This window comes from Amycolatopsis ponsaeliensis (assembly GCF_030182635.1).
Lineage (GTDB): Bacteria > Actinomycetota > Actinomycetes > Mycobacteriales > Pseudonocardiaceae > Amycolatopsis > Amycolatopsis ponsaeliensis.
On the sequence record NZ_JAPZLD010000042.1, the window covers coordinates 61,260 to 81,960 of the forward strand.

The window sequence follows — 20,701 nt, forward strand, 5'->3', positions numbered from 1 at the left end:
TCGGGCGCTTCGGAAAGGAAAGCAATTGACGACTCCCCTGCCCGGCCGCCCGGTCCGCGGTTCGACAACCGGGCGCCCGATCATGGCGCTGCTCGACCTGCTGGGCCGGCGCTGGACGCTGCGGATCCTGTGGGAGCTGCGCGACGGCGCGAAGCCGACGTTCCGCGAGCTGCAGCAGCGGTGCGACGGCGTCTCGTCGAGTGTGCTGGCCACGCGGCTGCGTGAACTCGGCGAAGCGGACCTGGCCGACCACGCCGGCGACGGCTACGCACTCACCGAGCAGGGGAAGTCCCTGTTCGAGACGCTCGTGCGGCTCGACGCCTGGGCCGCGGACTGGCGGCCCCGTCAGTCTTCGTGAGCCTTGCCCAGCGCCTCGGACCGGTCCTTCGCCGCCTCGATCGCATCGAGCAGCGCCGCCCGGACGCCGTGCTTCTCGAGCTCGCGGATGGCGTTGATGGTCGTGCCGGCGGGCGACGTCACGGCCTCGCGCAGCAGCACGGGGTGCTCGTCGGACTCGGCCAGCATCTTCGCCGCCCCGACGGCCGACTGGATGATCAGCTGCCCGGCCAGCGCCCGCGGCAGCCCCAGCAGGATGCCGGCGTCGATCATGGCTTCGACCAGGTAGAAGAAGTAAGCGGGGCCGGAGCCGGACAAGGCCGTGACGGCGTCTTGCTGGCCTTCGGGCACCTCGACGACCTTGCCGACGTGCGAGAGCAGGTCCCGCACGACGGCGAGGTGCTCCGCGGTGGCGTGCCGCCCGGCCGAGATGGCGCTCATGGCCTCGTTGACCAGCATCGGCGTGTTCGGCATGACCCGCACGACGGGAACGCCTTCGGCCAGCCGCCGCTCGTACAGCGACGTCGGCAGGCCCGCGCAGAGCGACACGACGAGCGACGACGGGTTCAGCAGCGGAGCAAGCTCATCGAGCACCGGCTCGATGTCCTGCGGCTTGACGGCGACCACCAGGACATCGGCCTGCTTGGCGGCTTCCTCGACCTCGACACCCCGGACGCCGTAGCGCGCGGTGAGTTCTTCGACCCGCGCCGGGTACCGCTCGGTGAAGAGGAGATCGCCCGGCTCGTGGCCGCCGTGCAGCAGCCCCGAGAGCAACGCCTCGCCGATCTTGCCCGCACCCAGCACCGCGATGACCGTCATGCGGTAAAGCGTGCCAAACGCGTGTCAGCCGCCTGGTGCCGGGGCGAGGCCGAGCTGCTCTCGACTGGCCGCGGTCCCAGCACGGCTCCGCCGCTCAGCCGCGCGGCGCGGGGGCGAGGCCCGGCCTCGCTTGGCGCATGGCCGCGCCGACGAACCGGCTGCAGCCCTGGCCGAGCCGGGCCGGCGGCACGGCCGAGGCCCACGCCAACCCGCGACCCGGTGCCCCAGCCGACCGAGACCTACCGTCAGCCGCCTGGTGCCGGGGCGAGGCCGAGCTGCCGGGCCTGGCACACCAGCCGCCCCTGGGAGTCGACCACCGTTGCGTCCGAGTCGAACCACGACTCGTGCACCGAACGAGACTCCACCACCACCCGCAGCCACCCCGGGGCCGGACGTGTCCGCAACAGTGCCGTCAACTGGACCGTCGGGGCCCAGCCGATGCGGCCCAGGTTCATCACCACCGGCGGGTTCACGTCGGACGCCAGCAGCGTGAAGTACGGGTCGACCACGCCGTGGCGCGGGCGGACCCACAGCCGAATCCGGGGTGGCTCGCCGGTGCGGCCGGAGAGGTAACCCGCCGTTGCCGGGTCGAGGCGGACCTCGCAGCCCTTGGCCAGGTTGAACGGCCCCTCCGTGCTCTCGGCCATCGCGAGCGCGCCCGGTGCCGGCTCGGCGGGCATCGACGGCACGTCCGTCCACTCCGGGCGCCGCATCGGCAGCCGCCCGGTCGTCACGCGTGCCTCGACGCAGCTGCGGCCGCGCTGCTCCAGCCGGACCTCGACGACCGTCGCGCGGCGGCCGACCTTGCGGACGTCCGTGCGCAGCAGCACCGGGCCGAGCGCCGGCGCGTGCAGGAACTCCGCGCTCACGACGAGCGGCTCCGCGTGCGGCTCACCCCGTTCGTGCAGCGCGGCGATCGCCGCTTTGGCCAGCAGGGCCAGCAGGAAACCCCCGTGCGGGTGCGAGCCGATGGCCCACTCCGCACGCAGCACCGCGGTGAAGGTGCCGTCCCCCAGCGACCGCGCCGCACTCGCCGTGTCGAAGGACACGGCGGTGCCGTCCGTTCCGCTCACGAACGCGCCGAGCCAATGGGGGAATCCGGAGAGGTGGCGATCAACGCGCGCGACGGTTTCACAGTCGGAACTTTACGTGTTCGTTCCCGGTAAATGGACCCGGGAGTAGTCGTGTCCGCACCGCAAGTGCGCAATTACTGCCCGAGGTGGAATCGCGCGAACAGCAATGCCTCCGCCAGATCCCGGACCCGCTGGGCGCCGGTGCCGGCGTGCCGGGTGTTGATCTCCAGCACGATCTGCCCGGCGAAACCGCTGCTGACCAGCTTCTCCAGGAGTTCGGCGCAGGGCTGATCACCCCGCCCGGGCACCAGGTGTTCGTCCTTCGGGAGGCCGGTGCCGTCCGCCAGATGGACGTGCGAGAGGCCCTCGCCCATCCGCTGCGCCAGCACGAGGGCGTCCATCCCGGCTGCCGCTGTGTGGGACAGGTCGAGCGTGTAGTGCCGGAAACCGACGTCCGTCGGGTCGATCGAGGGCCGGAACGCGGAGACGCGGGAATTCTTCGAACCACCCGGTGGGCGCACCTTGAACATGTTCTCGACGGCGATTTCGATCCCGCTGGACTCCTCCAGCTCGTCGACGAGATCACCGAAGGCATCGCCGTAGCGCCGTTGCCACCGGAACGGCGGATGGACGACGACGGTCCGCGCGCCGAGCTCGGCCGCGGCTTCGACGGACATCCGCAACCGCACCACCGGATCGGGCGACCAGATCCGCTGGGTGATCAGCAGCGACGGCGAGTGGATCGACAGCACCGGCACCCCGGTCCGGCGCGACCACCGGCGCAGGGCGCTGACGTCCTGGCTGACCGGGTCGGCCCAGACCATGACCTCGACGCCGTCGTACCCGAGCTCGGCGGCAAGCTCGAAGGCGGTCCCGGCCTTGAGGGGCCACACGGACGCCGTGCTGAGCCCGACGGGGACCGGCTTCTCGTCTGTCACGCGCGCCATCCTGCCTCGTCACCGAGGGTGCGGAGCAAGGGCGTGCGCCGAAGGGGACGCGGATCTCAGTGCCCCCCGCCCCCGCCGCCGTCAGCGGCCGACGAGCAGCAACGCCGCCGGGGACACCGTCACGACCAGGCCGACCAGCACCGCCAGCACCGTGGTCTGCAGGTCCTCGGCCCGGCGGATCTTCCGCACGATCCAGACCAGCGCGACCACCACCAGTAGCGCCGCCACCAGGGCGGCCGCCGGGATGTTCACCCACAGCCAGTTGAAGCCCAGCCACACGGCCGCGCCGCCGACGACACCCATCGCCAGCTGGCCGGCCAGCGCCAGCCACGCCTTGCCGGGCGAGGTCGCGGGCTCCGGCTCCGCGACCGGCTCGGGCGCGTCGTCGTACTCGTCGTCCTCGTAGCCTTCGCCCTGCTCGTAGCCGTATTCGTCCTGCTCGAAGTCCGGGCCGTCGGCCGGGTAGCCGTCGGCGAACTCGCGCTCGTAGGGCTCGAGGTCGTCCGGGATCGGCGCGCGCGAGGCACGGTCGCCGGGTGCGAACGGCATCGGCGGCGGGTACGTGCCGGTCGGCGGCCCCGCGTCGTAGGCGGCCTGGTAGCCGCTGCTCTCCGGCGCGAAGCCCTCGGGCTCGAAGTCGTCTTCGGGGTAGCCGTCGGCCGGGGCGTCGGTGGGCACCACCGGCATGACGCCGATCTCGGTGTCCTCCAGCTGCTCCTTCTGCCGGCGCTTGCGCCAGTTCGCGAGCCCGCCCGGCGACGACGGCGGGGGCGAGTCGGGCTTCTTCTTGCCCGGCGCGGGCGGGAGCAGCGGCTCGCCGGCCACCGCGTCGAACTGCTCGGTGTACGCCTCCTGCTGCGGCTGCGGACGGCGCGCCGGGCCCCGGCGCGGCCGCCCGGGCGCCGCCGGCGGCGTCGAGAACGTGCCGCTGGCCATCGGGCCGTCGACGTCGGCGTCCGGGGTGCCGTTGAGGCCGTCGAGCCGGGCCGACAGCGGTCCGCCCGGCGGCGGCGTCGGCAGCTGCTGGGACGGCTGCGGCGGCGGGGTCGGCAGCTGCTGCGAAGGGGGCGGCGGCCGGCGCCGGACCGGCGGGACCGCCCCGCGGGTCTCCTCCGCCGCGGGCGGCGGCGGGGTGGGCAGCTGCTGGGACGGCTGGGGAGGCGGCGGCTGACGCCGGGGCGCGCGCGGCGGCACGGGCAGCTGCGCGGACTCCTGCGGGCTCGCGTACTGCCCGGAGTCCTGCGGCGGCCGCGGCGGCGGGCTCGCGAACTGCCCCGACTCCTGGGGTGGCCGGGCGTACTGGCCCGACTGCTGCGGCGGCGCCGGGGGCCGCTGGTACTGGCTGGACTCGGCGCCACCGGGGGCGGGCCGGGCCGGGGGTGGCGGAACCGGCCGCGGCAGCGGCTGGGAGTCCTGCGGGACCGCGCGGGGCGCGGGTGGCGGCGGAGGCGGCGGCTCGGCGCGGCGCCGTCCGGCGGGCCGGTTCGGCGGCGGGGGCGTGCCTTCGCCCGCGACCCGGTCGATGATCGCCTGCGGGCCGGTGTCGGTCACGCCGGGGCGCCGGTGGGAGCCGGTCGCGCCGGGCGGGGTCTCCGGGGTGGCGGGCTCGTCGTCGTCCTCGGCCGCGCGCCGCCGTCGACGGCGGCTGCCGCCCTCGACCTGGGCACCGTGCTGGGCGAGCAGCTCAGCCACGGTCTTCTGCGGCTGGTCGCCTCCGGTCTGGTCCGTCATACCTGGTAGTCCCTTGCGCGCTCCGGTTCCTCGGCACCTCGCGAGGAGGTACCCGACGGCATCCTGGCCGCGCAGCGCGCGCTGTACGCCGACCTCTGCATGTCCGTCACCTCTCCACCGTGCCCGTTGTCCGTCCGGGAAGTCCAGCCGGGTGCTTTCACCGGTCCTCCTGTGCGCCGAAGCGCGCCACGAGGGCCGCTCCAGTTTCATCCGCGCCGTTGGAATGGTCCAGCCGCCGCAGGATGACACCTTCTCGCAGAGCCCACGGGCAGATCTCGAGTTCCGGCAATCCGAGTGCCCGCATCGTGGCCTGCGCGACGAGCGCGCCCGCCACCAGCTGGTGCGACCGGCTCGAGCTGACGCCCTCGAGCTGGGCGAGGTCGGCCGACGGCATCCGCGAAATGAAGGCCAGGAGCTGGCGCAATGCGGTGTCCGTGAGCGTACGTCGCACGCGCGGGCCCGCCGCCGAGGGGGCGGCGCCGGTCAGCCGGGCGAGTGACCGGAACGTCTTCGACGTCGCCACGACGCGGTCGGGTTCACCCCATTTGGTGACCTTCCGCGCGAGCTCGGTGAGCTGGTCGTCGAGCCACGCCGACGTCGCGACGAGCTCGGAGCGCGTCGGCGGGTCGTGCTTGAAGCGGGTGCGCGTGGTGCGGCCCGCGCCCAGGGGCAGCGACTCGGCCAGGACGGGCTCTTCGTCGCGGCCCATCGCGATCTCCAGCGAGCCGCCGCCGATGTCGAGCACGAGCAGCTGGCCTGCCGACCAGCCGTACCACCGGCGGACGGCGAGGAAGGTGAGGCGGGCTTCGTCGGTGCCGGAGAGGACCTGCAGGTCGACGCCGGTCCGGTCGGCCACGCGGGCCAGCACTTTCGCGGAGTTCTTCGCTTCGCGGACCGCGGAGGTGGCGAAGGCCATGACCTCTTCGCAGCCGAGCCGCGCGGCGGCGTCCTTGGCGGATTCGACGGCGGTCACGAGGTCGTCGGCGCCGGCCTTGCTGAGCTCGCCACCCGGGGTCAGCTGCTCGGCCAGGCGGAGCACGGACTTCTCGGAATGCATCGGCGTCGGGTGGGCGCCACGGTGGGCGTCGACCACGAGCAGGTGGACGGTGTTGGAACCGACGTCGAGTACCCCTAGGCGCACGGGGGTCCAGGGTACCGGGCCCGGCGCCAGGTCTCGAACATGTAACCGAAAACACTCGGTGCGGTACCGCCCCGGCGCGCCTCCACGCCGGGGGAAAGTGCCGTTAAGGCCACCTTACGGGCGTCTGACGCCCGTAAGGTGGCCTTAACGGCACAACAGGATCAGCGGGACTTACGTCTCGAACTTGTAGCCCAGGCCGCGGACCGTGACCAGGTGCCGGGGCGAGCCCGGGTCCGGCTCGATCTTCGAGCGCAGCCGCTTCACGTGGACGTCGAGCGTCTTCGTGTCGCCGACGTAGTCCGCGCCCCACACCCGGTCGATCAGCTGCCCGCGGGTGAGCACCCGGCCGACGTTGCGGAGCAGGTACTCCAGCAGGTCGAACTCCTTGAGCGGCAGCGACACCTCGGCGCCGTCCACCGTCACCACGTGCCGCTCGACGTCCATCCGGACCGGACCCGCCGACAGCACCAGCGGGGCCAGCTCGCCCTCCGAGCCCGGCTCGCCGCCGCGCCGCAGCACCGCCCGCACCCGCGCGATCAGCTCGCGGGCCGAGTACGGCTTCGTCACGTAGTCGTCCGCGCCCAGCTCCAGGCCGACGACCTTGTCGATTTCGCTGTCGCGCGCCGTCACCATGATCACCGGCACGGCCGAGCGCTGGCGCAGCTGCTTGCAGACGTCGGTGCCGCTCATCCCCGGCAGCATCAGGTCGAGCAGCACGATGTCGGCGCCGTTGCGGTCGAACTCTTCGAGCGCGGCCTGGCCCGTGCCGGCGACGGCCGCGGTGAACCCTTCCTTGCGCAGCAGGAAGGCGAGGGGGTCGGCGAACGACTCCTCGTCCTCGACGATGAGAACCCTGGTCACAGGTTTCCTCCATGATCTGGGCTGTCCTGCCCGGTAACCACGAGCCTCGGGGTGCGCTCGGGGGTCTTCTCCTGCCGTGGTGCCGGCGAGGTCTTGGCGGCCCGCGCCGGCTCGGGGGCCGGTTCGGGGCTGACGTGCGCGGGGATGCGCAGGGTGAACGTCGAGCCGGTACCGGGACGGCTCCACAGCCCGACCGAGCCGCCGTGGTTGGCCGCGACGTGCTTGACGATCGCCAGGCCCAGCCCGGTGCCGCCGGTGGCGCGCGAGCGGGCCTTGTCGGCGCGGTAGAAGCGCTCGAACACCCGCGTCTGCTCGTCCTCGGGGATGCCGATGCCGCGGTCGGTGACGGCGACCTCGACCATCCCGTCGGCCAGCCGGCGGGAGATCGAGACCGGGCTGCCGGCCGGCGAGTACGCGACGGCGTTCTCCAGCAGGTTCGACAGCGCGGTGACCAGCAGCGTCCGGTCGCCCTCGATGAGCAGGCCGCTGGCGGTGTCGGTGGTGATCCGGATGTCGGCCGACTCGGCCGAGAGCGTCGTCCGGCCGAGCGCCTCGCGGACGACCGCGTCGACCTCGACGACGTTGAGGTCCGGCAGCCGCTCGGCGCCCTGCAGCCGCGAAAGGGCGATCAGCTCGGTGACGAGCTGGCCCAGCCGGGTGGACTCGCGCAGGATCTTGCCGCCGAAGCGGCGGACCTCCTCGACGTCCTCGGCGGCGTCGAGCACGGCCTCGGTGAGCAGCGCGATCGCGCCGACCGGGGTCTTGAGCTCGTGGCTGACGTTGGCGACGAAGTCGCGGCGCACGGCCTCCAGCCGGATGGCCTCGGAGTGGTCGACGGCCTCGACGACGGTGAAGCCGTCGCCGAGCGGCCGGACCTGGCCGAGCACGGCCTCCGGCTGGCGGCCGCGCGCTTCGAGGGGCGAGAGGTCGATCTCCATCGGTTCGTCGGTCTCGACGACCTGCTCGGCGGCCTTGCGGGCCCGCGCGTCGGCCTGGTTGACCTTCACCAGGCCCAGCTCGTAGGCGCGCGGGTTGTGCAGCACCATGTCGCCGAACTTGTTGAGCACGACGACGCCGTTGTGGGACGACCGGACCAGCCGTTCGAGGAGCTCCGCGACGGTCGGGCCCGGCGGCCGGGCCTCTTCGCGACGGGTTCGCGCCCGCGCGACGAGGTAACCGACCACCGCACCGGCCACCAGGGTTCCGATGGCCAGTGCGAGTGAAACAGGCGTGGTCACAGGCCGATCGTAAGCTGAGAAGTGGCCCTTCGGCCTAGCGTTGTCCGCCTTGTCGTGAGCACCGCGACACCTGGGGAGGACATGTTCGCCGCCGCTTCAGCCGGCGTTCACCCGATCGATTCCCCGGCGAGACATTCCGGGTGAATCACGCATCGCCGTCGAGGGTCTTCAGGTCCTCGTCCGTGAGCCGCAACGCCGCCGCCGCGACGTTCTGCTCGAGGTGCGCGACGTCGCCGGTGCCCGGGATGGCGAGCACGTGCGGTCCTTGGTGGAGGGTCCACGCGAGCCGCACCTGGGCCGGGGTGGCGTCGTGCCGGCGCGCGACCTCGGCGACGCGGGCGTCCTCGCCCGTCCCGCTCGCGACGGCGAAGAACGGCACGAAGGCGATCCCGCGCTCGGCGCACAGCCGGACGATCTCGTCGTCCTCGCGGCGCGCGGTGAGGCCGTACTGGTTCTGGACGCAGACGACCGGTGCGATCTCGAGCGCCTCCGTCAGGTGGTGCGGCGCGACGTTGGAGATGCCCAGCTCGCGGATCAGGCCCTCCTGCCGCAGCTCGGCGAGCGCGCCGAAGCCGTCGGCGAGCGAGCCTTCCCCGCGGTCGAGGCCCTCGCCGATCCGGTAGTTGGCGACGTCGAGGTGCTCGAGACCCAGCTCGCGGAGGTTCTCTTCGACCTGGGCGCGCAGCTGGTCCGGCCGGGCGGTGTAGAACGCGCCGGTGAAGTCGCGGCCCGGGCCGACCTTGGTGGTGATCGTCAGGTCGCCGTACGGCGCGAGGGCGCGGTTGATCAGCTCGTTCGCCGAGCGCGGGCCGGCGAAGTAGAAGACGGCGGTGTCGATGTGGTTCACGCCGAGCTCGACGGCGCGGCGGAGCACAGCGATCGACGTCTCGCGGTCGCGGACGCCACCGTCCGAAGTGGACATCAGGCGCATCGCGCCGAAGCCGAGCCGGTTGACTTCGAAGGAGCCGAGCTTCCAGGTGCCCGCCGCGGCGGCGGGGAGGGTGTTCGTGGTCATGGCTCCAGCTTTGCGGCGCGGGCTCTTCACCACCGGTTTTGGCAATTTGCTGCCACACTGGAATGCGTGGAGAGAGTCAGTGACGTCGTCGTGGTGCGGGGCGAAGCAGAGCTGTTCGAGCGGACGGCCCACCTGTTCGCGGCCGCGACGGAGGTTTCGTGCGCGGCCCGCGACCTGCACACGTGGTCGGTGGCGCACCCGACGGCGCCCGAGCGGGAGCAGGCGGTGCGTGACACGAACGTCCGCAAGATGTACCTGCCCGGCGTGCTGTTCGACCCGAAGCTGGCCGAGCACCTGCGGTTCATGGCCACGCACGGCGCGCGCATCCGGATCACCGAGCGCGAGGTCAACGAGACGATCCTGCTGGACCGCCGGATCGCGATCGTGGCCGGCGACAACGTCGGCGGCGTCCGCAGCTACACGGTCGTCAGCAACCCGGAGCTGGTCCAGGGCATCCAGTCGCTGTTCGAGGCGGCCTGGCACGGCGCCACCGACCTCGAGTCCTACCAGGCCCGGTTCACCGAGCTGGGCGCGCGCGAGATCCTCGTGCAGCTGGCATCCGGCTGCAAGGACGAGACGGCGGCCCGCACCCTCGGTGTCGGCCTGCGGACCTACCGGCGGCGGGTGGCGGAGCTGATGGACATCCTCGGCGCGTCGTCGCGCTTCCAGGCCGGGGCCCGGGCCCGCGAGGCCGGGCTGCTGTGAAGCGAGCGCTGCCGGCGCTGGTCCTGGCGACGTCGGCGTGCTCTTCGGCGGTCTCCGGCACGGCCACGCCGCTCACGGGCAACCTCGCGGTCGTCAACGGACCCGGGACGGCGGCCGCGCTCGACGCGGTGAAGACGGCGGCCGAGGCGGTTTTCAGCTACGACTCCACGAACCCGGCCGTGTTCGACCAGGCCGTCGCGGCGAACGTCACCGGAACCGCGAAGGACCAGCTCACGACGTTGTTCGACGCGGTCAGGAAGAGCCCGCAGCCGGTGCGCCTGACGACGCGCGTCGTGCGGAACGCGGCGCTCGAGCTGACCGGCGACCGGGTCCGCGAGCTGGCGGTGCTTGAACAGGTGAACGGGACCTCGAAGGGCCTGGCGACAGCCGCGTTCACCGCGCAGAAGACGGGCGGGCGCTGGCTGCTCGCCGACATCGCGGTCAACCCGGCGTTGCCGCCACCCGCGCCGCACCAGGACGACGGCAGCCTCGCGGGCCTGCGCGACTCGGCGGTGGCGGGCGCTCAGACGGTCGCGGGCGCGCTGTTCACGACGGACAGCGGTGACCCGGAGGGCTCGTACGCGCGGGCCGAAGCGGTGATCGCCGACCCGCTGCTCAGCGACTACCGCGCGAAGAAGGCGGACTACCTCGACGCGATCCGCAAGAGCGGCACGAAGGTCACGCTCGGGGCGAACCCGGCGGCCGGCGTCGTCGCGCTCACCGGCGGGAAGGCGGTCGTGCTGTTCTTCGCGACGTTGCAGGTGACCGCGGCGGGCGGCCAGGTGACCAGCCGGCCCTTCACGGCCGAGTTCGACGTCGTCCGTGAAGGGGCGAGCTGGAAGGCGACCGCCGTCCGGCCGGTCACGGCCTCCTGAAAGCCGTGAAGGGCACCCTCATGGCTTTCCAGTCCATGAGGGTGCCCTTCACGGCAAACGCGTCAGCGGCCCTGGTTGGCGACCGCGGCGGCGGCCTCCTTGGCGGCCTCGGGGTCGAGGTACTCGCCGCCGGCCTTGACCGGCTTCAGGTCGGCCGTGAGGTCGTAGCGCAGCGGGATGCCGGTGGGGATGTTGAGGCCGGCGATGTCGGCGTCGGAGATCCCGTCGAGGTGCTTCACCAGCGCGCGCAGCGAGTTGCCGTGCGCGGCGACCAGCACGGTCTTGCCCGCGCGCAGGTCCGGCACGATCTCGGACTCCCAGTACGGCAGCAGCCGCTCGACGACGTCCTTGAGGCACTCGGTCAGCGGCGCGTCGTCGCCGAGGTTCGCGTACCGGGCGTCGCCGGCCTGGCTCCACTCGTTCTTCGGGTCGATCGCCGGCGGCGGGGTGTCGTACGAGCGGCGCCAGAGCATGAACTGCTCCTCGCCGAACTCGTCGAGGGTCTGCTTCTTGTTCTTGCCCTGCAGCGCGCCGTAGTGGCGCTCGTTGAGGCGCCAGTCGCGCTTCACCGGGATCCAGTGCCGGTCGGCGGCGTCCAGCGCGATGTTCGCGGTGGAGATCGCCCGCCGCAGCAGTGAGGTGTGCACGACGTCCGGCAGCAGCCCGGCGCCGGACAGCAGCTGCCCGCCCTGGCGGGCTTCGCCCTCGCCCTGTTCCGACAGCGGCACGTCCACCCAGCCGGTGAACAGGTTTTCCGCGTTCCACGTGCTCTGCCCGTGGCGGAGCAGCACCAACGTCCCAATCTCGGCCATGGGGAACAGCCTGCCAGACCGGACCACTCGATCGACCGGTGACCTCGCGTCCTACGCAGAGTGTGTTACCGCGGAGTAACACCTCACTCTTCGACAAGTCCGAGTGCCAACAACGCGCAAAATTCGAGGATCAAACTGCACACCGTTATCGTCGCGAGCGAAGTTCACTCGAACGGACTAGTGAGTAGTCTTGTGATTACAGGTCGAGATCTGACAGGTTGACTTACGTCCCGAGCGGCCGGATTCCACGCACTCCCCGGCCGGTTTCGGGCTTCGACCGCGGCTCGTCTCCCCCCTGCCGAGCCGCGGCCCGCCGGCCCCGTTGGCATCCCCCTCGTCACCGGGTCCTGATCGGCGGGAACTTCAGCGGGGCGGCTCGAGATCGCGACTCCCCCCCTCCCTCGAGCCGTCCCGCCTGTTCCGCTCACCTCTCGGTGGCGACTCCCCAAACGTCTTGAATGAGTCATTCAAGACGTCCGAAGACCTGAATGACTCATTCAAGACACGGCCCTCAGCCCTCGGTGTGCACCGGCTCCGGCTTCACCGGACGGCGGCGGCGGTTCAGCCGCCAGCCCAGCCAACCCAGCGGGACCACGATCAGCAGGAACGGCGCCACGGCCCCCAGCACCGTCAGCAACCCGCCGCCGAAGGTCAGGAACGCGTCCCATCCGCCGGCCAGGCCGCCGAGGAATCCACTGTGGTCCTCCGCCACCGGTGCCGGCGCGGCCACGCTGCGGATGCTCATCGCCACCGTCGCCATCGCGACACTGCCCGCCAGCGAGTTCCGCTGCTGCTCCAACGACTCGAGCGCCGACTCGCGGCTCGTCAGCTCGCTCTCGATCGACGTGATGTCCGACACCGAAGTCGCCTGCGAGAGCAGCGCGCGGATCCGCTCGACCGACTTGCGCTGCGTCGTCAGCCGCGCCTCGACGTCGACGACCTGCTCGGTCACGTCCTGGGTGTTCAGCTCGCGCTTGACCAGCGAAGAGCCCAGGTGCGAAAGCTGGTCGAGCACCGGGTCGAGCTTGTCCGCGGGCACCGCCAGCGACAGCGTCGCCGAGTCCTCACTGGTGGCTTCCTGCCCGGTGTAACCGCCCGCGCCCAGCGCGACCCCGCGGGCCTGCGCGACGACGTCGACGACCTTCGTGGCCGTCAGCTCCAGCCGGGCGCTGCGCGAGAGCTTGCGGTCGGTGGCGCCGGCCTGCGGCGGCGTCACCTTCGAATTCTGTTCCTGCTTCCCAGTACCGCCGGTGCCCTGCTGTGGCGCGGCAGGCACGCGCCCCGAACCGGCACTGTCCGCCGTGGACGATGCCCCGTTCTCCGCCGCCGAGCAGCCGGCCAGCGCGAACGCCACCGCGGTGATCGCGAGCGCCGCTCTCCATCGAGTCCGCATCCTGGTCTCCCTCCAGTTTCGACTGGCGATGAGACGGATGTCCGGTTCAGGACCGTTGCACGGCCTGGGTCACGACTCGGTCAAGCCCGGTTCGTGCGGCTTCGCGGGCGCCACGAGGTGCTTGAACGCCGCCAGGTTGGCCAGCGACTCGCCGCGGGAGACGCGCCAGTCCCACTCGCGCTTGATCGACGTCGCGAAGCCGATCTCCAGCAGCGTGTTGAAGTCGCCGTCGGCGGCTTCGAGGACCTGGCCGAGCACCTTGTCGAGCTCGTCGGCGGACATCGTGTCCTTGCCGAACCGGCCGACCAGGTAGATGTCGCCGAGACTGTCCACTGTGTAGTGCACGCCGTAGAGCTTCGCGTTGCGCTGCAACAAGAATCGGTAAACGTCCTCATGGGACTCATCGGGACGACGGCAGACGAAGGCCTCCACCGAAAACGCGTGGTCGCCGTCGACGAGCCACGCGTTCGTCTGCAGCTTCTTCGTGCCGGGCAACGTGACGAAGTACTTTCCTGGACCGCGCTTGTCGTACTTCAGCTCCGAAGAGTCCAAAGTAGACTGGATCAGCTCGTCCAGGCTCACACCGCCACCTCCGTGCGCAGGTCCAGCGCGTGCCGGAAAGCGCTGGTGGCCTGAGCATAGATGTCCAGCAGCGCGTCCGTCGTGCGGCGCCAGGAGAACCGGCCCGCGTGCACGACGGCGTTGGCGCCAAGCTCGGCACGCCGGTCCGGGCGCAGGGCGACCGCGGCCAGCGCGTCCGCCCACTCCTCCGCGCCGTGCCCGGGAACCAGCAGGCCGGACACGCCGTGCGGCACCGCCACCGGCAGCCCGCCGACCTCGGCCGCGACCACCGGCGTCCCGCAGGCCTGGGCCTCCAGGGCGACCAGCCCGAACGACTCGTTGTAACTGGGCACCGCGACGACGTCCGCGGCGCGGAACACCCGCGCGAGCGCTTCGCCCGGCTGCGGCGGCAGGAACCGGACCTGCCGCTCGATGCCGAGGGCGACGGCGAGCTCGCGCAGGGCCTGCGGCTGCTCCAGCCCGGTGCCGGACGGCCCGCCGACGATCAGCACGACCAGGCGCGGCGCCAGCGAGGGGCGGCGGCGCAGCATGGCGGCCGCGGCGTGCAGCAGGACGTCCGGCGCCTTCAGGGGCTGGATGCGGCCGGCGAAGGCCAGCACGACGTCGTCGTCGGCCAACCCCAGCTCGGCCCGCGCGACGGCCTGCGAGCCCGGCGTGAAGCGTTCGAGGTCGACGCCCGGCGGCACGGCGTGCACCGCGTGCGGCTCGGCGTCGTAGAGGTCGATGAGCTGCCGCGCTTCGACCGCGGTGTTGGCGACCAGCCGGTCGGCCTCGGCGACCACCTGCTCCTCGCCGATCACGCGGACGCGCGACTCGGGCCGGTCGCCCTCGGCGAGCGCGGCGTTCTTCACCTTCGCCAGCGTGTGCGCGGTGTGCACCAGCGGGACCGACCACCGGTCGCGCGCCAGCCAGCCGACCTGGCCCGAGAGCCAGTAGTGCGAGTGGATGAGGTCGTAGTAGCCGGGCTCGTGGAACGCCTCGGTGCGCAGGACGCCGGAGGTGAACGCGCACAGCTGCGCGGGCAGCTCGTCGCGGCTCAGCGGCTCGAACGGGCCCGCCTGCACGTGCCGGACGGTCACGCCCGGCGCGAGCTCGGCCACCGGCGGCTGGTCCGACGCCGTCGCGCGGGTGAACACCTCGACCTCGACCCCGAGACGGGCCATCTCGGTCGCCGTCTGGCTGACGTAGACGTTCATCCCGCCCGCGTCGCCGGTCCCCGGCTGTTCGAGCGGCGAAGTGTGCACGGACAGCACCGCGACCCGGCGCGGCGCAGCACGGAACCCCCGGACGGAGCTGGTCACCTTGGTCGTCTCCCGCGTTACGTCAGCATTCCTCGGCGAACTGCCGGAGTACCGCGTCGAACTCCTCCGCGGACTCGGCGAAGGGCGCATGCCCCCCGTCAAGGAACCAACGCCCGGTGGCACCCGGAATCTTCCCGATCGTGTGCTCGGCCGTCGAAGGGTCGATCACGCGGTCCTGGGAACCGTGCACGACGAGGGTGGGTTTGTCGACCGTGGCCAGCACTTCGTCGCCGCCGATGTCCCGGCGGAACAGGGCCGCGCGGACCGAAGGTGGCACGCTGAGAGAAGCCCCGAGCAGGGCCTGGACCTGCGCTCCGGGCACCGGGCCACCGGCCAGGTCGCGGCAGAACTCGGTGAGCGCCGGGACCGCGATGTCCGGATCGTCCGAAAGCATCGCCCGCATGTGCTCGCGCATCAACGGCCCGACGCGCCCGCCCGCGCGGTCGCGGCCGATTTCGGTGATCGCGCCGACGAGCACGATCCCGCGCAGCCGTGCGGTGCCGTGCACCCGGATGTGGTCGGTGAGCACCAGGCCGCCGTAGGACCAGGCGACGACGATCGCGTCGGGGCCGGCGAAGTCGAGCACCGCGGCGAGGTCGTCGGCCCAGACGACCGGGTCGTCGTAGCCCGTGGCCGGGACGTCGGACGCGCCGTGGCCGCGCAGGTCCATCGCGACCAGCCGGAACCGCTCGGTCAGCGCCGGGTCGGCCAACTGTGCGGCCCAGCAGCCCGCCGACTGCGCCCAGCCGTGCACGAACACGATCGGCCGGCTGTTCCCGGCGCCTTCGACCCGCAGGCCGAGCCGGGTCCCGCCGTGCCCGACGACTTCGGTGCGCATCGGCTACTTCGCGCCCATCCCCTGCCAGGCCGACCAGGAGAAGTTCCAGTCCTTGACGTCGGAGTTCATCGGCGCGCCCAGCTGCGAGCCGGTGATCTCGACCGGGTCGCCGACCAGCGCGGAGTCGAAGTAGTCCTTGGCGTCGGCCTCGAGGAGGTTCACGCAGCCGTGGGAGTTGTTGTTCTTCCCGATGTTGGCCGCGTTGTCCTGGTTCTCGTGGATGTACTCGCCGTGGTTGGAGAACCGGCAGGCCCACTTCTTGTTGACGTTCGTGTAGCCGTAGCGGGCGTTGTCGAACACCGCCGTCGGCTCCTTGCTCATGACGATGTAGGTGCCGTTCGGGGTGTTGCGGTCGACCTCGGCGTCCAGCCCGTTCGCGCACGGGTAGCTCTTGACCTGCGAGCCGCCGCGGTAGACGTGCATCTGGTGTTCCGGGGTGTTGACCTTGACCACCTGGTTGCGGCCGATCTTGAACTTCGTCGTGACGTCGGCCTTGCCGTACGCGCCGCCGCCCAGCTCGACGCCGTACAGCTTCGCCTCGACGCTCACGGTGATGTTCTGCGGCCAGTACTCCTTCGGCCGGTAGTCGACCTGGCTGTCGGACAGCCAGCCCCACGCGCCTTCGACGTTCTTGTCCGTCTTCACGGACAGGGCTTTCTCGACCGCCTTGCGGTCCTTGACCGGCGAAGCGAACTTGACACTGATCGGCATGGCCACGCCGACCTGCTGGTTGTCGGCCGGGTTGAGCGTGGCGCGGACCTGCTTGGCCGGCGTGATCGTGCTGAAGGTGCCGGTGAGCTCGACCGGCTTGCCGTCGGTGCCGGTGGCCTTGGCCGCGTAGGTGTAGGTCTTGCCGTAGCCGAGCGGCTCGGAGCTGGTCCAGCTGAGCCCGTCCGGCGCGGTGTCGCCCTTGAGGCCCTTGCCGCCGTCGGCGGTCACCTTGCACTCGGTGAGCTTGCCGTCGGCGACCTTGATGGTGACCGGCTTGAGGACAGCGGCGTCCTTGGTGTTGACGGCGGGCTCGGCCGTGATCTTCGCCACGGGCGCACCCTCACCGTCGGCACCCGCGGCACCGGTGGGCAGCGCGGTGCCGTCGTTCGTGCTCGAACACGCCGCGGCGACCAGGGCGGCCCCCGCCGCCAGAGCGGCCTTGAAGACCGTACGCCGTTCGATCACCGAAACCTCCCGAGTTCCCCCACTGACCAGCGGGGCACACGCCCTTAGCGCTGGTGGCGCGCTCGACGTTACCCGCCGAAAGGTAAAGACCATCCGATCAGGTGGCGCCGCCCTTGTCGACAAAGACGTCTCATACACGTCCAGGTTGCCCGGTTCGGCTCAAATGACGCAGTTGATCAAGAGTGGTTCGGGGTGCAACCGGACGCCGAACCGCGCGAAAACGCCGTCGCGGACCTCGCGGGCCAGCGCCAGCAGGTCCTCGGTCGTCGCGTCGCCGCGGTTGGTCAGCGCGAGGGTGTGCTTCGTCGACAGCGAGACGCGGTTCCCCGGCCCGGGGTAACCCTTCGCGAAGCCGGCGCGCTCGATCAGCCAGGCCGCGGACAGCTTGACGCCGCCGTCGGCCGGGTACCGCGGGGCCTCGGAACCGACGCTGTCCGTGATGCGCGCGAGGACGCCTTCCGCTTCGGCCGAAGGGACGATCGGGTTGGTGAAGAAGGAGCCCGCGCTCCACGTGTCGTGGTCGTCCGGGTCGAGCACCATGCCCTTGCCGCGCCGCAGCTTGAGCACCGCTTCGCGCGCTTCGGCCGCCGGGACCCGGGCGCCGATCTCGACGCCGAGGGTGCGCGCCAGCTCGGCGTAGCGGATGGGCGCGGAGAGGCCGTCTTCGCGGATTTCGAAGCGGACCGACAGGACGACGCCGGTGTCGGTGCCCTTGAGGACGCTGGTGCGGTAGGCGAAGCCGAGTTCGTCGGCCTTGAGCGTGCGCACTTCGCGCGTCCGCCGGTCGTACAGCTCCACCGAGACGATCGACTCGGCGACTTCGCAGCCGTACGCGCCGACGTTCTGGATCGGGGTCGCGCCGACGCTGCCCGGGATGCCGGAGAGGCATTCGAGCCCGCCCAGGCCCGCTTCGACGAGCCCGGCGACGAAGGCGTCCCAGTTCTGTCCGGCCTCCACCTCGACGACGTCGTCCTCGTGGCGCCAGCCGGTGTTCGCGACCTCGATCAGCGTGCCCTCGAACCCCGCGTCGCCGACCACCAGGTTGGAGCCGCCGCCGAGCAGCAGCGCCGGCTCGCCCGCCGCGTCGGCCTCGCGGACCGCCGCGACGAGGTCTTCGCTGGTCACGGCGCTGACGAACCGGCGGGCGGGGCCGCCGAGGCGCAGCGTGGTGTACGCGGCGAGCTTCGGGAGTGCGGGAGTTCGGGCGGTGTTCACGCGTCTGACGGTACTGTCCGGCGCATGGGATCCCGGATCGAGCACCGTGCTGAGTTCTCCGCCGACGTCGCCGCGACGTACGCGGCGGTCGCCGGTGAAGAGGCGCTGCGGGCACGGCTCGAGGAGCTCGGCGGGCACAGCGCGGCACTGCTGTCGTACGACGTCTCCGGCACCGATCTGCGGTACGAGCTGCGGCAGGGGATCAGCGCGGACAAGCTGCCGCAGGCGGTGCGGACGCTGCACAAGGGCGACCTGCTGGTGACCCGCACGCAGACCTGGCGCGTGAGCAACGACGGCACCGGCCGGCAGGGCAACGCGACGGTCGAGGTCGGCGGCGTCCCGGGTGAGATCGTCGCGCGGACGGCGTTGCTGGCGAACGACGACCGGACGGTGCTGCGGATCAGCGGCGAGGTCACCGTCCGGATCCCGCTGTTCGGCGGGAAACTGGAGAGCGTGATCGCCGAGCAGGTCACGAAGCTGCTGGAGCGCGAAGCCGAATTCACGGCGAAGTGGCTCACCGAACCAAACTGAGCCCGGTCGGCGCACCGACCCGCGGCACGACCAACCCGAACCGCCTCCGCCGGGTCGACCGGTGGATCACGTACGCGCCCGCGACGACCCGGCTGCTGCGCGCGGCGGACTCGCCGTTGGTCGTCGACCTCGGTTACGGCGCTTCCCCGGTGACGACCGTCGAGCTGGCCCGGTGGCTGCGGCGCGTCCGGCCGGACGTCCGGGTGCTGGGGCTGGAGCTGGATCCCGCGCGGGTTTCGGCGGCCCAGTCCGCCGCGACACCGCCCCTTTTGGACTTCCGCCGCGGCGGGTTCGAGCTGGCCGGGACGCGACCGGTGCTGGTGCGCGCGTTCAACGTCCTGCGGCAGTACGCGGAGGACGAGGTCGCGGGCGCGTGGGGGCTGGTGCTGGACTCGATGGCCCCGGGCGGCCTGCTGGTCGAGGGCACGTGCGACGAGATCGGCCGGCTGTCGACGTGGGTGCTGGTTTCGGCGGCCGGGCCGGTTTCGCTGACGTTGTCGATGCGGCTGGCGGGCCTCGAAAAGCCGTCGACGATCGCCGAACGGCTGCCGAAGGCGCTGATCCACCGGAACGTCCCGGGTGAGCGGGTGCACGAGCTGCTGGCGACGCTGGACACCTGCTGGGCGACGGCCGCGCCGCAGCAGGCGTTCGGGGTCCGGTCGAGGTGGCTGGAGACGGTCCGGCTGCTGGTGGCCCGGGGCTGGCCGGTGGCTGACCCGCGGATCCGCCTGGGTGAGCTGACAGTCCCCTGGGCCGCGGTCGCCCCAGCGTCTTGAATGACTCATTCAGGTCTTCGGAGGTCCTGAATGACTCATTCAAGACACCTGTTCACCGGGGCACCCCCGCTGCGTCACCCCGAAGTGACCTGCGGTGATCACCATTGAGCCGTGGAACTGCTGGCGCACGTCACCGAGCTGCTGCGCGACGCCCTGGGCTCGCCGTGGCTGTGGGTGCTCGTCTTCGCCGTGTCCGGGTTGGACGCGCTGCTGCCGTTCATGCCCAGCGAGACGACCGTCGTGACCGTCGCCGTCCTGCTCGGCCCCGACCCGGCGAACCTCACGCTCCTCGCAGCCGTCGCCGCCGGGGGTGCGTGGGCCGGCGACTGCCTCGGGTACGCCGTCGGCCGGGCAGCCGGGCCGCGGGCGATCGCGCGGCTGCAACGCGGACCCGAAGGGCAACGGCGCTACGCGTGGGCGCAGGACCAGGTGCGGCGCAACGGCGGCCTGCTCATCATCGCCGCCCGCTACCTGCCCGGCGGACGCGTCGCCAGCGCGCTCGCCAACGGCAGCCTCGGCTATCCGCTGCGCCGGTTCGTGCCGCTCGACCTCGCCGGCGCGGCGATCTGGGCCGTCTACAGCGTGCTGATCGGCCTCGCCGGCGGGGCCGCCTTCGCCGACGAACCGGTGAAGGGCCTGTTGCTGTCCTTCAGCCTCGGACTCGGTCTGGTGGTCGCGATCGAGGCCGGGCGACGGCTACGGTCGGCCCATGCTGGAAGCGATCGACATCCACGCGGACGCGCTGAAGCGGGCGGCGCTGACGGCCGGCCCGGCGGCCCGGGTGCCAAACTGTCCGAAGTGGACTGTTCATGACCTGGTGGCGCACATCGCCTTCGTGCACGGCTTCGCCGTCGGCCTGGCGGTCAACCGCCCGGTGAAACCGGAGCCGCCCGCGGACTGGGACGACGTCCTGGGCTGGTGGGACGGCCAGCGCCTCGCCCTGCGCGAAGCCCTCGCGAAAGACCCCGAAGCTCCGGCGTTCTCGCCGTACCCTGGCTTCGAAGTGACGGTCGGCGACTGGACCCGCCGGATGGCCCACGAGACGGCGATCCACCGCCTCGACGCGGAATCCGCGCTCGACGACGTCCCGCCGACGCGGTTCGAACCCGGCTTCGCCAACGACGGCATCGACGAGTTCCTGACCTACCTCACCCCGCGCTTCGGCCGGAAAGCCGACATCCGCGTCACGACGCCGGAGCGCACGTGGACCCTCGGCGCCCCGAACGCCGAAGTCGAGGGCGCGGCCGACGACGTCTACCGGGCGTTGTGGGGCCGTCCGCACCAGGCGTCCGTCACGGGTGACCTCGCACCGCTCGCGGCGCCCTGACCAGCGCGG

22 protein-coding genes are annotated in these 20,701 nt (G+C 71.9%); 7 read left to right on the forward strand and 15 right to left on the reverse strand.

What is annotated here, in order from left to right; genetic code table 11:
- Nucleotides 1-25: 25 nt before the first annotated feature.
- Nucleotides 26-358: a winged helix-turn-helix transcriptional regulator gene (locus tag QQ657_RS42970; RefSeq protein ID WP_284748129.1), complete on the forward strand. Its 333-nt coding sequence runs from the start codon at nt 26-28 to the stop codon at nt 356-358.
- On the opposite strand, the gene proC is transcribed toward QQ657_RS42970, so the two are convergent.
- The 8 genes from proC to QQ657_RS43010 form a co-directional block, all read right to left on the reverse strand.
- A complete protein-coding gene (gene proC / locus QQ657_RS42975; protein ID WP_284748130.1) occupies nt 346-1,155 on the reverse strand; it encodes a pyrroline-5-carboxylate reductase in 810 nt (269 codons plus the stop codon). The genes QQ657_RS42970 and proC overlap by 13 nt on opposite strands.
- A 245-nt stretch (nt 1,156-1,400) precedes the next feature.
- The gene (locus QQ657_RS42980) at nt 1,401-2,228 is read right to left on the reverse strand and encodes a thioesterase family protein (protein WP_284748131.1); all 828 of its coding nucleotides are present in this window, start codon (nt 2,226-2,228) and stop codon (nt 1,401-1,403) included.
- Between the two features lie 134 nt (nt 2,229-2,362).
- Nucleotides 2,363-3,175: a sugar phosphate isomerase/epimerase family protein gene (locus tag QQ657_RS42985; protein ID WP_284748132.1), complete on the reverse strand. Its 813-nt coding sequence runs from the start codon at nt 3,173-3,175 to the stop codon at nt 2,363-2,365.
- Nucleotides 3,176-3,256: 81 nt separating this feature from the next.
- On the reverse strand, nt 3,257-4,906 hold the full coding sequence (locus tag QQ657_RS42990) for an Rv0497 family membrane protein (RefSeq protein WP_284748133.1): 1,650 nt from the start codon (nt 4,904-4,906) through the stop codon (nt 3,257-3,259).
- A gap of 157 nt (nt 4,907-5,063) precedes the next feature.
- Nucleotides 5,064-6,047, reverse strand: a complete 984-nt coding sequence (locus QQ657_RS42995; protein WP_284748134.1) for a Ppx/GppA phosphatase family protein — start codon at nt 6,045-6,047, stop codon at nt 5,064-5,066.
- Between the two features lie 171 nt (nt 6,048-6,218).
- A complete protein-coding gene (locus tag QQ657_RS43000) occupies nt 6,219-6,908 on the reverse strand; it encodes a response regulator transcription factor (RefSeq protein ID WP_003062718.1) in 690 nt (229 codons plus the stop codon).
- Complete coding sequence (locus QQ657_RS43005; RefSeq protein WP_284748135.1) at nt 6,905-8,146, reverse strand: sensor histidine kinase; 1,242 nt, start codon at nt 8,144-8,146, stop codon at nt 6,905-6,907. Before QQ657_RS43005 ends, QQ657_RS43000 begins: the two co-directional genes overlap by 4 nt.
- Nucleotides 8,147-8,291: 145 nt before the next feature.
- Complete coding sequence (locus QQ657_RS43010) at nt 8,292-9,161, reverse strand: oxidoreductase (RefSeq protein WP_284748136.1); 870 nt, start codon at nt 9,159-9,161, stop codon at nt 8,292-8,294.
- Nucleotides 9,162-9,227: 66 nt separating this feature from the next.
- On the opposite strand from QQ657_RS43010, the gene QQ657_RS43015 reads away from it, so the two are divergent.
- Both QQ657_RS43015 and QQ657_RS43020 read left to right on the forward strand, forming a co-directional pair.
- On the forward strand, nt 9,228-9,866 hold the full coding sequence (locus QQ657_RS43015) for a helix-turn-helix domain-containing protein (protein WP_284748137.1): 639 nt from the start codon (nt 9,228-9,230) through the stop codon (nt 9,864-9,866).
- Complete coding sequence (locus QQ657_RS43020; protein WP_284748138.1) at nt 9,863-10,741, forward strand: hypothetical protein; 879 nt, start codon at nt 9,863-9,865, stop codon at nt 10,739-10,741. Before QQ657_RS43015 ends, QQ657_RS43020 begins: the two co-directional genes overlap by 4 nt.
- 62 nt (nt 10,742-10,803) lie before the next feature.
- On the opposite strand, the gene QQ657_RS43025 is transcribed toward QQ657_RS43020, so the two are convergent.
- The 7 genes from QQ657_RS43025 to QQ657_RS43055 all read right to left on the reverse strand — a co-directional run bounded on the left by QQ657_RS43025 (nt 10,804) and on the right by QQ657_RS43055 (nt 18,058).
- Entirely contained in the window at nt 10,804-11,553 is a 750-nt protein-coding gene (locus tag QQ657_RS43025) for a phosphoglyceromutase (RefSeq protein WP_284748139.1), read from the reverse strand.
- 511 nt (nt 11,554-12,064) lie between these two features.
- Nucleotides 12,065-12,946: a DUF4349 domain-containing protein gene (locus QQ657_RS43030; RefSeq protein WP_284748140.1), complete on the reverse strand. Its 882-nt coding sequence runs from the start codon at nt 12,944-12,946 to the stop codon at nt 12,065-12,067.
- 69 nt (nt 12,947-13,015) lie between these two features.
- On the reverse strand, nt 13,016-13,528 hold the full coding sequence (locus QQ657_RS43035; RefSeq protein ID WP_284748141.1) for a type III secretion system chaperone family protein: 513 nt from the start codon (nt 13,526-13,528) through the stop codon (nt 13,016-13,018).
- Complete coding sequence (mshA, locus tag QQ657_RS43040; protein WP_284748142.1) at nt 13,525-14,829, reverse strand: D-inositol-3-phosphate glycosyltransferase; 1,305 nt, start codon at nt 14,827-14,829, stop codon at nt 13,525-13,527. Before mshA ends, QQ657_RS43035 begins: the two co-directional genes overlap by 4 nt.
- A gap of 22 nt (nt 14,830-14,851) precedes the next feature.
- Entirely contained in the window at nt 14,852-15,667 is an 816-nt protein-coding gene (locus tag QQ657_RS43045) for an alpha/beta fold hydrolase (RefSeq protein WP_284748143.1), read from the reverse strand.
- A 3-nt stretch (nt 15,668-15,670) separates the two neighbouring features.
- On the reverse strand, nt 15,671-16,843 hold the full coding sequence (locus tag QQ657_RS43050; protein ID WP_284748144.1) for a L,D-transpeptidase: 1,173 nt from the start codon (nt 16,841-16,843) through the stop codon (nt 15,671-15,673).
- Between the two features lie 159 nt (nt 16,844-17,002).
- A complete protein-coding gene (locus QQ657_RS43055; RefSeq protein ID WP_284748145.1) occupies nt 17,003-18,058 on the reverse strand; it encodes a UDP-N-acetylmuramate dehydrogenase in 1,056 nt (351 codons plus the stop codon).
- Nucleotides 18,059-18,082: 24 nt separating this feature from the next.
- Here QQ657_RS43055 and QQ657_RS43060 point away from each other — a divergent pair, with 24 nt between their 5' ends.
- The 4 genes from QQ657_RS43060 to QQ657_RS43075 all read left to right on the forward strand — a co-directional run bounded on the left by QQ657_RS43060 (nt 18,083) and on the right by QQ657_RS43075 (nt 20,692).
- Complete coding sequence (locus QQ657_RS43060) at nt 18,083-18,589, forward strand: DUF2505 domain-containing protein (RefSeq protein ID WP_284748146.1); 507 nt, start codon at nt 18,083-18,085, stop codon at nt 18,587-18,589.
- Nucleotides 18,568-19,365 (forward strand): class I SAM-dependent methyltransferase, encoded by a 798-nt coding sequence (locus QQ657_RS43065; protein ID WP_284748147.1) that lies wholly within the window; start codon nt 18,568-18,570, stop codon nt 19,363-19,365. The genes QQ657_RS43060 and QQ657_RS43065 overlap by 22 nt, the downstream gene beginning before the upstream one ends.
- A gap of 111 nt (nt 19,366-19,476) precedes the next feature.
- The gene (locus QQ657_RS43070; protein ID WP_284748148.1) at nt 19,477-20,178 is read left to right on the forward strand and encodes a DedA family protein; all 702 of its coding nucleotides are present in this window, start codon (nt 19,477-19,479) and stop codon (nt 20,176-20,178) included.
- Nucleotides 20,075-20,692 (forward strand): maleylpyruvate isomerase family mycothiol-dependent enzyme, encoded by a 618-nt coding sequence (locus QQ657_RS43075; RefSeq protein ID WP_284748149.1) that lies wholly within the window; start codon nt 20,075-20,077, stop codon nt 20,690-20,692. Before QQ657_RS43070 ends, QQ657_RS43075 begins: the two co-directional genes overlap by 104 nt.
- Nucleotides 20,693-20,701 lie beyond the last annotated feature (9 nt).

Bases quoted from the DNA above. Each gene is read 5' to 3' on its own strand.
- QQ657_RS42990 (WP_284748133.1), bottom strand. From the start codon at position 4,906: ATGACGGACCAGACCGGAGGCGACCAGCCGCAGAAGACCGTGGCTGAG.
- proC (WP_284748130.1), bottom strand. From the start codon at position 1,155: ATGACGGTCATCGCGGTGCTGGGTGCGGGCAAGATCGGCGAGGCGTTG.
- QQ657_RS42985 (WP_284748132.1), bottom strand. From the start codon at position 3,175: ATGGCGCGCGTGACAGACGAGAAGCCGGTCCCCGTCGGGCTCAGCACG.
- QQ657_RS43045 (WP_284748143.1), bottom strand. From the start codon at position 15,667: ATGCGCACCGAAGTCGTCGGGCACGGCGGGACCCGGCTCGGCCTGCGG.
- QQ657_RS43025 (WP_284748139.1), bottom strand. From the start codon at position 11,553: ATGGCCGAGATTGGGACGTTGGTGCTGCTCCGCCACGGGCAGAGCACG.
- QQ657_RS43030 (WP_284748140.1), bottom strand. From the start codon at position 12,946: ATGCGGACTCGATGGAGAGCGGCGCTCGCGATCACCGCGGTGGCGTTC.
- QQ657_RS43010 (WP_284748136.1), bottom strand. From the start codon at position 9,161: ATGACCACGAACACCCTCCCCGCCGCCGCGGCGGGCACCTGGAAGCTC.
- QQ657_RS43075 (WP_284748149.1), top strand. From the start codon at position 20,075: ATGCTGGAAGCGATCGACATCCACGCGGACGCGCTGAAGCGGGCGGCG.
- QQ657_RS43060 (WP_284748146.1), top strand. From the start codon at position 18,083: ATGGGATCCCGGATCGAGCACCGTGCTGAGTTCTCCGCCGACGTCGCC.